Raw genomic sequence first — 12591 nt, forward strand, 5'->3', positions numbered from 1 at the left:
TTTTTAAATCTATGAAATTTATTATTTCAAGTGGAGAACTGCAGAAGGCTTTGCAAACTGTAAGTGGCGTAATATCAAGCTCTCAGTCGAGACCGATTTTAGAAAACTATCTTTTTGAATTAGACGGAACCCAGGTTACCATTACGGCATCAGACGGCGAAACAACGCTGATAACTTCTCTTGAGGGGAAGTCTGATGATACGGGTAAATTTGCCGTACCTGCAAAGATTTTTCAGGATTTTATCAAGACTTACGGGGAACAGCCTCTTACGCTGGTGGTAAAGGACAATGCAGAAGGAACGGGAAGTCAGCTTGAGATTTTAGATGAAAAAGACAACTTCGCGGTAGCACTGGACAATGCGGACGATTATCCGGAACTGCCTGAATTCGATGCAGCACAAAGCGTAACTATGCCTGCAGGAGTTCTGTCTGAAGCGTTAACAAATACGCTTTTCGCAACCAGCAACGATTCCCTGCGTCCTGTGATGACGGGAGTACTGTTTCAGTTCGGAGAAAACGAAACCAATTTCGTGTCTACTGATTCTCACAGGCTTGTAGTATACAAAAGAACGGATCTGATGAATGCCGAACCGATGGAATTTATCATGCCGAAAAAGCCGCTGAACATCTTTAAAAATATACTGGCAAGTTCCAACGAAGACGTTACCATCGAATTCAATGAGAACATGGCTAAATTTACTTTCGGAAAACATGTATGGATCTGCCGCCTGATCGACGGAAAATATCCTAATTATACGGCGGTCATTCCAAAGGAAAACCCGAATGTGCTTACGATCAACAGAAACCTTCTGTTAGGAGCCATCAAAAGGGCATCGATTATGTCGAACAAATCTACCAATCAGGTACGGTTTAAACTGTCTGCAAACATTCTTCACCTTCATGCAGAAGATACGGAATATGCAAACAAAGCGGATATGCAGATTCCTTGCGATTACAACGGGGAAGATATCAATATCGGATTCAGTTCCAGGTTTTTAACAGAAATGTTAACGATTTTAGGATCCGATGATATTACCATGAAAATGTCACAACCGAACAGGCCGGGAATTATCGAACCTCTTGATGGTCTTGAAGACAACGAAAGCATTCTAATGCTGTCTATGCCGGTAATCGGATTATAACAGTATTTGCTTACTATACAAGAAAGAGGTTTTGATTTTTCAGAACCTCTTTTTTCTTGACAGGGATTTTTAAAAATTTAAAATCAATAGCGCTGAAATCAGCTGAATTGAGAGGCGCAAATAAATGATTTCACGCAAAAATTAAACTCTTAAAATCTGTTATAAATTTCTGTATTTATCAAAAAAACACGACATTTGTACGCTTAAAACCGTACACTGAAATTGTACAAAAATTCAAATAAATTTTCAAAATAGATTCAATGAAAATATCAAACAACTGGCTTAAAGACTACATCAAAACGGAATTAAAAACGGAGAGAATCGGTGAGTTCCTTACAGATATTGGTCTGGAAGTTGAAGGGATAGAAAAATTTGAAAGCATAAAAGGCAGCCTGGAAGGAGTTGTTGTCGGTAAGGTTCTTACCTGCGAAAAACATCCGAATGCAGATAAACTGAAAAAAACAACCGTAGACGTAGGAAACGGAAAGGTGCTGCACATCGTTTGCGGAGCTCCGAATGTGGAAGCCGGGCAGACGGTTCCCGTAGCGGTTGTCGGAACAAAAATCTACGATAAAACCGGAAACTTTTTTGAAATAAAGGAAGCTAAGATCAGAGGAGAAGTGTCTCAGGGCATGATCTGTGCCGAAGACGAATTGGGCCTTAGTGACGATCACGGAGGAATTATGGTACTGGATGAAGAAAAATATGAAATCGGAAAGAATTTCGCTGATTATTTTGAACTGACAAACGATGAGGTCTTAGAAATCGGATTAACACCGAACAGAACCGATGCCATGTCCCATTATGGGGTGGCAAGGGACCTTCATGCCTATCTTTTAACCAACAAACAGAATTCCGGATTTGAAAAAGTATCTTCTGTTGCGCTGAACAATGAAGGCTCCCACGAGTTTACACTGGAAGTGGAAGATGCGGAATTATGCCCGAGATACATCGGAGCGGTGATTGAAAATGTAAAAGTTGCAGAATCCCCGTCATGGCTGAAAGACCGTCTGAAAGCCATTGGTTTAAGTCCGATCAATAACGTTGTTGATATTACCAACTATATTCTTCATGGTTACGGACAGCCGCTTCATGCCTTTGATGCGGATAAGATTGCCGGCAAGAAAGTAAAAGTGGGAATCGTACAAGAAGGAACAAAATTCACAACGCTGGATGGCGTGGAAAGAACGCTGAACGGTTCCGAGATCATCATTAAAGACGGAAACGACAGTCCGATGTGCATTGCCGGGGTTTTCGGAGGTGCAGATTCCGGAGTTTCCGCAGAAACAAAAACCATATTCCTGGAAAGTGCTTACTTCAATCCGGTAGCGGTGCGGAAAGGGGCCAAATTCCACGGACTGAATACCGATGCTTCATTCAGATTTGAAAGAGGCGTAGACCCGAATATTACCAGAACAGCGATTACCCATGCAATTAAACTGATCCAGGACATTGCAGAAGGAAAGTTAGTGGGAGAATTGCTGGAAGAATACCCGAAGAAGATCGAAGACCATTATGTGATTATCAGATTTTCAAAAATCGAGCAGATACTGGGAACAAAAATCCATAGGGAAAAAGTAAAGGAAATTCTGAAAGCTCTCGAAATCCAGGTACTGAATGAAATCCAGAACGGATATGAGATCTCTGTTCCTGCCTACAGGGCGGATGTAACCAGAGAAATCGATGTTATTGAAGAAATCCTTAGAATCTATGGGTATAATAAAATCGATGCTCCGCAAAAAATATCTTTTACACCGGTTAAACTGAATGCACAGGATCAGGATGAGCTGGAAAACAACTGGGCAAGAACATTACAGAGCTTAGGCTTCAATGAGGTAATGAACAACTCGCTGACTTCCGTAAAAGATGAAACCGATGCCGTAAAACTGCTGAATCCGTTGAGCAACGACCTGGCATTTATGAGAAAATCTCTGCTGGAAGGGCTTTTACAGAACGCGATCTACAACATCAACAGGAAAAATCAGGATATCAAATTTTTTGAATTCGGAAAAATTTACCACAAAAGAGAAAAATACGAAGAAAGAAAACAGCTGGCCATCATTGTTTCAGGAAGGGAAGTTGCCGAAAACTGGCTGCAGCCGAAATCTGCGACAAGCTTCTACAACCTGAAAGCTTACGTAAAAGTATTGCTTGAAAAACTGGCAGTGGATTATAAAGAAGTGGCTTTAACCGACGAAAGGTTCTCTGATGCGCTTGCGTATGAAGTTGATGGGAAAGCTTTGGTAAGAATCGGAAAAGTGGCCCCTCAGATGCTGAAAGATTTCGATGTCGATCAGGAATGCTTCTATGCAGAGATTGAGTTGGAATTTGCCCAGCAGCTGCGTGCTAAAAACGAACTTAAATTTAAGGACATCCCGAAATTCAACAAGATCAGAAGAGACCTGGCATTGCTGCTGGATAAGAATGTAAACTATCAGGATCTTTACCAGACGGCCAAGAAGAATAAATCACCTTACATTAAAAACATTAACCTGTTTGACGTATATGAAGGCAAAAATCTTCCTGAAGGGAAAAAATCTTACGCGATGAGCTTTGAGCTTCTGAACGAGGAAAAAACGCTGGAAGAAAAAGAAATTGCATCTGTGATGGATTCATTGATAAAATCTTTCCAAAAAGAATTCAACGCTGAACTGAGAGGATAATTTTCTGATTGGTTTTACAAGATATTTTAAAAACGGACTTCGGTCCGTTTTTTTGTTTTTAACAAAGCTGTTGTCAGCCGGAGAACAATGCTGCATCTAACTTTGTAAAAGTTCTGAACTTTGACAAAGTTTTACCGTAAAATAGCACAACAGAAACCAGCGGCACCACAATAAAATCCTCCGGAATCCCGTTTTCATTATAATATTTCGTAAATTTGGTTTACATCAAAAAGAAAAAAATGAAAAATCTTTTTTTAAGTATAGGTATGGCAGCAGTTTTGGTTTCATGTGGCACAACCGCAGGTTCTTCTGCAAAATTAGGAAAGGCACAGCCCGCACTTTCGGGAACGAAATGGGCATTGGCCGATAATGTGAAAGGAAAAATTCCTACACTGAATATTGACGGTGAGAAAATCAACGGGAATGCCGGATGTAATAATTACTTCGGAACAGCCAGGGTAGAGCCTTCTACAGGAAATTTCTCTGCCGGACAGATGGGGGCCACCAAAATGGCCTGCGATAACATGAGCGTTGAGAAAAACTTCATGGATATGATGGGGAAAGCCAACAAGTACGTGGTAACCGGAAATGTGCTGGAATTATACCAGGACAATCTCTTACTCCTGAAATTCAATAAGGCCGAATAAATAAGCAAGAAACAAAAAAGGAACTCACTGGAGTTCCTTTTTTTATGTTCGGGTCGTTATTATTCTTCCTCTTCGTCGTCGTACTTAGCCAACTCTTCATCGCACCACTTGAATGCGGATTCTACTACTTTTGTAGCCTCGTCTGCCATCGTTTCCTCATCGTCGCCTTCCAGATCATCCAGCCACTCAACCTCTTCTTCCTCTACGTTAAGAATGAATCTTGGGTATTCTGTATGAACAACGAACAAATCTTCTGGAAATTCCGAATTATCTGCTAATAAAAACTTTGGTAATTTCATTTTTTTAATGTTTTAACTTTAAATCAAAGATAATAAAATTATTGGTATTTGTTCCTGTCAATCTTTATTTTTTGTAAAACTTTATCCCTTGTCAGCGTTGTTCTCCGGAGGGTATCTTGTGGCTTGAAAGTCAGGGAAATATTTGCATTTACCGTACTTATCAGTTCCGCTATCTGGATTTTATCGAGATCTTCAGTCGTTTCCAGATAAAATTTCAAAGGAACTTTATCAAGCTTTTCAGATTGTAAAAAGTCTTTCATTTCCTTTCTGTTTTCAAGGTAATTGCCTTTGGAAAGCCACGTGAAAAGCATGCCCGAAAAAATACTTAAAAAACCAACCGCATAGGTTTTAAGCGAAAGGACCTGAAATAATTTCCTGAAATACACCAGCCATACCGGAAGGCTGAAAGGAGCCAGCAGCCGGTAATCGATAGCGTTGACTGAATAAAAATACTGTATGAAATAGGAACAGATAATGCCTGTTACCCCTACAAAAATGTAAAAAGTTTCGGTTTCCGTAAGCCTGTATTTTATAAATACATAAACGATAGCGAGTATATTGATAAACCCGATTCCGTAGATTGCATAATTAATTATCCCGCCTCCCGGATCGGAAATATGGATAAAAGGATTAAAGCTGGTACACAATCCCTGCAATAGTTCTATTAAAAGCCGTGAAGTAGGGTGCAGGCCGATTTCCAGGGCTTCATTGACGTAGTTTTCATTAAAATAATCAATAAACAGAAACTTGTACAAAACCACGAAAGTTCCTCCGATGATTCCTGAAATAATAAACGGTGAAGCATATTTTCTTTTATAGAAAACCAATCCGAACAGCCCCGTGCCGCCGATAATGAAAAGCGAGCTGTACCTGACGTTATACAGGGCGATCAGGCTTAAGGTAAGATAAAAAATAGCGTTCCTTCTTTCTAATTTTCCTTCAATGATCAATGCCGATACATACAGGAAGAGGAATGCAAAAGGCAGGGTCAGCGCTTCACTCATGGTAAACGAAAAAATGGAAAGAAAGCTGAATAAAGAACACAGGATAACCGATTCCCTGAAAAAGAACTTTTTCCGCCAGGTAAATATAATAATGAAGAGAAAAGCCATAATGCCGATGGCTTTGCTGCCCCAGAATTCATCAAGCCCAAAGAAAGTGAAAAATCTGATGGCCAAAGGATAGCCCAGCGGTGTCGTCGTGTTGTCAATGACCGGTAAATTGTGTGCAAACCGCAGGTAGCGTATCGAATCCGGACTTACCCGCCCGTTTTCATTAAGTAAAAAACGAAAAATGGTCATCACTAAAGTAATGATGACCAGTACTATCTGAATAGGTCTTTCTCTGAATTTCATCACGGAAAAGTAATGAATTTTGTAAAGCCAGTCAATGCTGAGAACTCAGATCGACTATGCTTTGAGTTTTTTTTTATTTTGAAAACATGCGGGCTACTTTTTCGGCCTTTTTGCTTTCGGAATAATCATAGAATCCCTCTCCTGATTTTACGCCCAGTTTTCCGGCCATTACCATGTTTACCAGCAGCGGATTCGGAGCATATTTAGGATTTTTGAAACCGTCGTACATCACATTTAAGATGGCAAGGCAAACATCAAGACCGATGAAATCTGCAAGCTGAAGCGGTCCCATCGGATGGGCCATTCCAAGCTTCATCACCGTATCGATTTCTTCAACGCCTGCAACACCATTGTAAAGGGTTTCAATCGATTCGTTGATCATCGGCATCAGGATTCTGTTGGCTACAAAACCGGGATAATCATTTACTTCTACCGGTACTTTCCCCAACGTTTTACTCATTTCATAGATCGCATCAAAAGTTTCTTTTGAAGTTGAGTAGCCCTTAATGATCTCTACCAGTTTCATAATCGGAACCGGGTTCATGAAGTGCATTCCGATCACTTTATCTGCCCGTTTTGTGGCTGCTGCGATCTTTGTAATGGAAATCGATGAAGTATTGGTGGCCAGGATGCAGTTTTGAGGTGCGAATTCATCCATCTGGCCGAAGATTTTCAGTTTCAGTTCCTGGTTTTCAGTAGCCGCTTCCACGATAAGGTCGGCATTTCCTACCGCATCCTGAAGGGCTGTAAACGTGTTGATGTTTCCCAAGGTTTCTGCTTTCTGCTCTTCCGTAAGGTTTCCCTTTGCAATTATTCTGTCAAGATTGGTGGTAATGGTTTTTAGTCCTCTGTCCAAAGCTTCCTGGGATACATCCACCAGATTTACCTGAAAGCCACTTTGTGCAAAAGTGTGTGCAATACCATTTCCCATGGTTCCTGCTCCGATAACTACAATGTTTTTGATCATTTTTCCTTATTTAGTTTTAATTGTTTTACGGGTTGGTATCAGCGTTACATTTCTGGCGTTCATCAGATCTGATTTCTTTACGGTTTCTTTTTCGTCGAAGTTTACAAAGCCTGCACTTTCGGTTTTTCTTGCCTTATTCTGGCTATTGACCACAGCTTTAAGGCCCTTGATAAAAGCGGACTTCCGTGTTCCGGAAAGGCCGTCGGTTCCGATATACAGTTTATATTCACCTTCCCGGCCGAGGCCTGTCTGTTTGTAGATTTCCAGGCTTTTTACCTTGTTCTTACTTTTAAACTGGGTAAGATAATCCATAAGAGGTTTATCGGAAGGGGTTCCGCAGCAGACGCTGGCATATCCTACCTGAAGATAGCTTTCGCTTTTCTGGGCAAAGAAAAATACCGAGCTGAATAATCCTATGGTTGCTAATACTTTTTTCATTTTTAACGGTTTTAAAATTAAGCTTAAATTTTTACTTATTAAAATAATCCCAGACCGACTTTGAAATATCCGAGATCATCTTACAGTTCACTACATCCGTTTCCGTTGAGTTACTGACAAATACAGCTATTGCATAATGCTTGCCATTGGGCAGTGTAACGATTCCGATTTCGTTTTCAGCCCCTGTAAGACCGGCATTATTCTTACCGGAAGATCCCGTTTTCCGGGCTACAGGCGTATCTTTCGGAAGCTGCCCGACCAGTTTATTGGTTCCCGTGGAGGTGGAAAGCATGACTTTCATCAAATAATCCGTTGACTTTTTAGAAAGTAATTTCCCGTCATACAATTTCTTCAGGGCATCCGTTGCAGAAACCGTCGTTGTATAATTTTGGTACTGGGCGTTCCAGTCTTTATGCATTTCTTCTTCATTGTACCTGATCTGAAAATCCTTTACTCCTTTGGAATCCATAAATTTCTGGAGGGTCTGCGTTCCGCCAAGCAATGCAAGCAGGATATCACATCCGTTGTTATCGCTTTTCGCTACGGTATATTCAATAATTTCACTTAACGGAACTTCGGCAGTATCATTCTGATATTTGTCCCGAAGCGGCGACCATGTATTTTCCAGTAAATTGCTTTTGTTCAATGGGACTTTCTGATCCAGTGAGAGTTTTCCTCGATCCACTTCATTTAAAACAGCTGCTGCGATGTGAAACTTAAAGACACTCTGCATCGGAAGTTTCTTGTCACCGTTTTTACTGTACTGAAAACCATTTTCAAAACCCAGGACCGAAACACCCACGGTTGCTTTTTTATTTTTTATAATTGAATTGATTTTCTTTTCCAAAATGAATTGCTGGGCAAACGAAAATGCTGAAATCAGGAGAAATAGCAATGCTGTTTTTTTCATAATATTTTGCTTCATACGATGGTTAGATCTTAAAAATATGGAAACTTAAATTTACTGATTTTAAAATGAAGGATAGCCTGAAATTTTCAGTGAGTTTGATCAGGAATTCTACAGTTACCTTAAAAAATAAATCCCTCTCAAAAAAGAAGGATTTAAATTTTAATTACTATCTCATACCGCTCATTCCGGTTAAAACAATACCGACGACAGCAAGAATATAGATTCCGATCAAAACGATCGTAAGGATTCCGATAAATTTGTAATGCGATTTCAGATACTCAAAAGCTTTTACCAGGCTGTGCTGATTGTTCGAGCGCAGTGCTGCTTTCATATTGGATGAAAACTTATACAGCAGGTTGATCGGAATAAAATAAAACGCGGCCAAAGCCAGGTAAAAAATTCCCATCCAGATGCCTCCGCGCATTGGCCCCATGCTAAGGGATGAACCCACAGCAAACAAAGCAACGGAGGCCAACACCATAAAACCGATACCGATGTAACCCAGTATCGATAAAAAGGTGGTCCATTTTGCAGCTTCACCCAAAAAAGATTTTGCGGCTGCATCGATTCTTAATTCTTCAAACTGTTCAAAAGGAGATTTTTCCATGGATTATAATTTTTCTGCAAAATACTTAAAATTATGTAATATGCCCTTTCTTGATGGGTGGTTTTTACTGTCATTAATAAAGGTCAGTCTTTATTTTATTTCAAAACCTTTAAGATTTACCCCTTCATTCTCAAAATAAATACGGATTTTATTTTCCCCTTTTTTAAGATTAATTCCTTTTAACGAAGCGGTTTTCCAGATTTCATTTCCGCCGGTCGGCTGTAAAGCAATAATGCCCAGGTGTTTTCCGGAAGTATCTTCAACCCTGATCTTTGCAGGACCATTGCTTGCATAATTGATGTTGAAAGTGTAGGGCTTTCCGTCTTTTACATTGATCGTGTACTGAAGCCATTCGCCGTTTTCCGTTTTCCCAACGTAATATTCATTGTTTTTTCCTTTATAAATATCAACACCGTCGTTGCGCAGCTGGTTTCCGGAATTCCATTCGGATCTTTTCGCCGGATCGCTTACCCAAAGGTTGACGAAATCTTTATCCAGATAAGCAGCACCCATTCTTCCCAAGTCATAATCCGTTGCGGAGATCCTGCCCGGAGCCTGCAGGTTTTTGAAAGGTTTGGTGGAACCGTCCGTCGTCTGCCTGAACATCGCATCGATCACATCACTTTTAATCTCCACATTGTTAAATTTGTAATTATCGGCAATTTGCATCAACGTTTTTTCAGCGAATTCTTTAGAAGGTTTTTCACCGCCGTTCTTCCAGTAATCCAGAAGTTTCTGATATTCCGGAGTAATTTTTACATTCGTGATCCCGGCAATATTGTCGATCTTTTTCATCGGCCAGAAGGCATAACCGATGTTGTGCCTGTCTAAAAGCCGGATGAGTTCCGTAAACCAGACGTTGGAATTTTCTCCCGTTTCTCCCAGCCAGATCGGGGCGTTGTGTTTTTCGCGGAGATCCAGTGCAAACTTAAGCGTGGCGTCATCATTGTTGTTCCAGTATTTATGGAAGCTGAAGACCATATTGTCATCCCAGAGCGGTGTTAAGCCGTTATAATTGTTTCCCCAGCCGTTTCCTTCGAGAATAATGATGTGTTTCTTGTCAACGGTTCGGATGGCTTCGGTAATTTCTTTCTGAAGCTTCCACAATGGAGCATTGTACATTTCATCCGTGCCGTTTGGGTTTTTTCCTGTAAAGTTGATGTTCGGCTCATTAATCAGGTCGTAGCCGCCGATCCACGGTTCATCTCTGTATCGTTCGGCCAGCTTTTTCCAGAGCGCAATGGTTTTCTTTTGGTTTTCCTCGCTTTCCCAAAGTGAAGGCTTGGATTTATCGTTATCTGAGATATTCACGTCATTTCCCTGTCCGCCGGGAGCGGCGTGAAGATCCAGGATCAGGTACATGTTATTATCGGCGCACCATTTCAGCAGATCATCTGTCATTCTGAAACCTTCTTCCAGCCAGGTATTCTGTCCTTTTACCGGTTCCTTTTCAATAGGTAAGGTATAAAGATTATAATGCATCGGAAGCCGGATCGAATTAAATCCCGCTTTTTTCAGAAAGTCGATGTCTTGCCTGGTGACCCCGTTTTTCAGATATGCTTTGTAGAATTCGTTCATTCCATCTTCGCCGATCAGTTCTGCGATTTTCTCTTTAATTTTGTATTGCGGACCGGCAAAATCGGCCGTTTTCAGCATATAACCTTCCTGCAGCATCCATCCGCCAAGACCGAGGCCCCGCAGCTGTACATTTTCGCCTTTATCGTTAACGATTTTCTGACCTTGTGTTTTTAAAAGCTGTGATGTCCCAAATTGAGACAATAAAAAAGCGGATAATAGGATGGCTCGTTTCATAATGGTTTTAAATATTTAAATAATAGGAGATTGTTTTAAGAAATAAACTTTTAAGTATTCGCAAATATATTAAAATTATTTAATCATAAGGAATGATTGAAAAAGTTCGTCAAATAAAAAACGGGCTGCAAGAGCCCGCTTTATAAATATTTCAGTTAAAGATCAATGTAAATTATAGGACATCACTGTTAAAAGCAAGCCCAATATTATTTGAGGAAATACTTTTTTAAAAGAAGCGTCCCTAAAATAAAAATAGCTTAATGCAGCAAACAGAACGGCTGATACGATAATGCCTGTAAAACTGACATATACCGAAAAATCTTTAAAATTTTCAGCCCATACGAAAAAATTCAGTGCTATTTCTAAAATGGTAATCACAAGGAATAAAGTATTCCATGGATTTATTACTTTACGGTTTAATAAAAAAGCGATAAATCCAGCCACTCCAAAAATCCCTTTGAAAAGGGTAATGAACACATTCCGATGATCAAACGGAGAAATCTGTAAAAAAGTTTTATAGGGCTGATAAATGCTTTTCGTAATATTATAATCTTTGATAATAAAGGTATAGCTTACGTATAAGCACATAAGTGCCAGATACAGTAGGATCAGCGGAAACAGATATTCTTTTTTATTTTTCATTTGTTACCGATGAGCTTCATGATCTCCAATGCCACCTTCAGTGCTTCTGTTCCATCCCCGATAGAAACTTCCACATGCTTGTCTTGGGTAATTGAATCCGCAAAAGAATTCAGCTCGTCCAGAATGGCGTTGTTCGGCTGGATGTTCGGATATTCAAATAAGATCTGATTTTTTTCGCCCTCTGCATTTTCAATAATCATATCGAATGGAGTAGGAGTTTCCGGCGCATCTTTCATCCGGATGACTTCCGCTTTTTTCTCCAGGAAATCCACCGAGATATAAGCGTCTTTCTGGAAGAACCGGCTTTTTCTCATGGCTTTCATCGAAATTCTGGAAGTCGTTAAATTGGCGACGCATCCGTTTTCAAATTCAATTCTCGCATTGGCAATATCCGGGGTTTTGCTTACGACACAAACGCCGCTTGCGTGGATATTCTTCACTTTTGATTTTACCATGCTCAATAAAATATCAAGATCGTGGATCATCAGGTCCAGCACCACCGAGACATCCGTTCCGCGGGGATTGAACTCCGCCAGGCGGTGAATTTCAATAAACATCGGATTGTTGATGTATTCTTTGGTCGCAATAAAGGCAGGGTTGTATCTTTCGACGTGTCCCACCTGCGCCTTGATGCCTTTCACCTCACATTTTCTGAGGATTTCTTCAGCCTGTTCCAGGGTTTGGGTTACCGGTTTCTCGATGAAGAAATGAAGCCCTTTTTCAATAGCTTTTAGAGCATAATCATAATGATAAACCGTCGGGGTCACAATATCCAGCATATCGATCTGCTCAAGCAATTCATCGAAATTTTCAAAATACCGGTATCCGAATTCTGCTTCGAGTTTCCTTCCGTTTTCCGCATCTTTATCATGAAATCCTACGAATTCGTATTTATCCGACTGATTTAAAAGTCGTAAATGGATTTTTCCCAAATGTCCGGCACCTACCAAACCTGCTTTTAACATAGCTGTATTAAATTTCCGTAAAGATAATAAATTTAAGGTTTCGGCTGAGATGATAGATTTTAGGTTATCAAATAAGAATCTCCTGGCGGTTTTGCACATTTCAATCCTGAACGTGATTGGTGGAATATAATTTTATTGAAGATA

General features: G+C 40.2%; 12 protein-coding genes. 3 read left to right on the plus strand and 9 right to left on the minus strand.

The window, feature by feature from the left end:
* Positions 1–11 precede the first annotated feature (11 nt).
* The 3 genes from dnaN (at position 12) to ACED20_RS01490 (ending at position 4452) form a co-directional block, all read left to right on the plus strand.
* Positions 12–1142, plus strand: coding sequence for a DNA polymerase III subunit beta (dnaN, locus tag ACED20_RS01480; protein ID WP_294199172.1), 1131 nt, complete (start codon positions 12–14; stop codon positions 1140–1142).
* Between the two features lie 260 nt (positions 1143–1402).
* Positions 1403–3805 carry a phenylalanine--tRNA ligase subunit beta gene (gene pheT, locus ACED20_RS01485; RefSeq protein WP_378103285.1) on the plus strand — a complete coding sequence of 801 codons (2403 nt, stop codon included), beginning with the start codon at positions 1403–1405 and terminating at the stop codon, positions 3803–3805.
* A 239-nt stretch (positions 3806–4044) separates the two neighbouring features.
* Entirely contained in the window at positions 4045–4452 is a 408-nt protein-coding gene (locus tag ACED20_RS01490; RefSeq protein WP_294199170.1) for an META domain-containing protein, read from the plus strand.
* Between the two features lie 59 nt (positions 4453–4511).
* Here the strand turns inward: ACED20_RS01490 and ACED20_RS01495 are convergent, their stop codons facing one another.
* The 9 genes from ACED20_RS01495 to ACED20_RS01535 form a co-directional block, all read right to left on the minus strand.
* A complete protein-coding gene (locus ACED20_RS01495; RefSeq protein ID WP_146940095.1) occupies positions 4512–4751 on the minus strand; it encodes a hypothetical protein in 240 nt (79 codons plus the stop codon).
* 38 nt (positions 4752–4789) lie between these two features.
* Complete coding sequence (locus ACED20_RS01500; RefSeq protein WP_378103286.1) at positions 4790–6106, minus strand: hypothetical protein; 1317 nt, start codon at positions 6104–6106, stop codon at positions 4790–4792.
* A gap of 73 nt (positions 6107–6179) precedes the next feature.
* A complete protein-coding gene (locus ACED20_RS01505) occupies positions 6180–7070 on the minus strand; it encodes a 3-hydroxybutyryl-CoA dehydrogenase (RefSeq protein WP_378103313.1) in 891 nt (296 codons plus the stop codon).
* Between the two features lie 9 nt (positions 7071–7079).
* Positions 7080–7511 carry a hypothetical protein gene (locus ACED20_RS01510; RefSeq protein ID WP_378103287.1) on the minus strand — a complete coding sequence of 144 codons (432 nt, stop codon included), beginning with the start codon at positions 7509–7511 and terminating at the stop codon, positions 7080–7082.
* Positions 7512–7542: 31 nt separating this feature from the next.
* The gene (bla-A, locus tag ACED20_RS01515; protein ID WP_345765950.1) at positions 7543–8421 is read right to left on the minus strand and encodes a CGA/CIA family class A beta-lactamase; all 879 of its coding nucleotides are present in this window, start codon (positions 8419–8421) and stop codon (positions 7543–7545) included.
* 166 nt (positions 8422–8587) lie between these two features.
* Positions 8588–9028: a DUF5362 family protein gene (locus ACED20_RS01520; protein ID WP_294232285.1), complete on the minus strand. Its 441-nt coding sequence runs from the start codon at positions 9026–9028 to the stop codon at positions 8588–8590.
* A 90-nt stretch (positions 9029–9118) separates the two neighbouring features.
* Positions 9119–10840: a cellulase family glycosylhydrolase gene (locus tag ACED20_RS01525; RefSeq protein ID WP_378103288.1), complete on the minus strand. Its 1722-nt coding sequence runs from the start codon at positions 10838–10840 to the stop codon at positions 9119–9121.
* Between the two features lie 162 nt (positions 10841–11002).
* The gene (locus tag ACED20_RS01530) at positions 11003–11482 is read right to left on the minus strand and encodes a hypothetical protein (RefSeq protein ID WP_378103289.1); all 480 of its coding nucleotides are present in this window, start codon (positions 11480–11482) and stop codon (positions 11003–11005) included.
* On the minus strand, positions 11479–12447 hold the full coding sequence (locus ACED20_RS01535) for a Gfo/Idh/MocA family protein (protein WP_294220240.1): 969 nt from the start codon (positions 12445–12447) through the stop codon (positions 11479–11481). The genes ACED20_RS01530 and ACED20_RS01535 overlap by 4 nt, the downstream gene beginning before the upstream one ends.
* Positions 12448–12591: the final 144 nt, after the last annotated feature.

Origin of the sequence: Chryseobacterium sp. sg2396, assembly GCF_042610505.1 — a bacterium.
Lineage (GTDB): Bacteria > Bacteroidota > Bacteroidia > Flavobacteriales > Weeksellaceae > Chryseobacterium.

Coding starts and splice junctions, on each gene's coding strand:
- dnaN (WP_294199172.1), top strand. CDS start 12: ATGAAATTTATTATTTCAAGTGGAGAACTGCAGAAGGCTTTGCAAACT.
- pheT (WP_378103285.1), top strand. CDS start 1,403: ATGAAAATATCAAACAACTGGCTTAAAGACTACATCAAAACGGAATTA.
- ACED20_RS01490 (WP_294199170.1), top strand. CDS start 4,045: ATGAAAAATCTTTTTTTAAGTATAGGTATGGCAGCAGTTTTGGTTTCA.
- ACED20_RS01495 (WP_146940095.1), bottom strand. CDS start 4,751: ATGAAATTACCAAAGTTTTTATTAGCAGATAATTCGGAATTTCCAGAA.
- ACED20_RS01500 (WP_378103286.1), bottom strand. CDS start 6,106: ATGAAATTCAGAGAAAGACCTATTCAGATAGTACTGGTCATCATTACT.
- ACED20_RS01510 (WP_378103287.1), bottom strand. CDS start 7,511: ATGAAAAAAGTATTAGCAACCATAGGATTATTCAGCTCGGTATTTTTC.
- bla-A (WP_345765950.1), bottom strand. CDS start 8,421: ATGAAAAAAACAGCATTGCTATTTCTCCTGATTTCAGCATTTTCGTTT.
- ACED20_RS01520 (WP_294232285.1), bottom strand. CDS start 9,028: ATGGAAAAATCTCCTTTTGAACAGTTTGAAGAATTAAGAATCGATGCA.
- ACED20_RS01525 (WP_378103288.1), bottom strand. CDS start 10,840: ATGAAACGAGCCATCCTATTATCCGCTTTTTTATTGTCTCAATTTGGG.
- ACED20_RS01530 (WP_378103289.1), bottom strand. CDS start 11,482: ATGAAAAATAAAAAAGAATATCTGTTTCCGCTGATCCTACTGTATCTG.
- ACED20_RS01535 (WP_294220240.1), bottom strand. CDS start 12,447: ATGTTAAAAGCAGGTTTGGTAGGTGCCGGACATTTGGGAAAAATCCAT.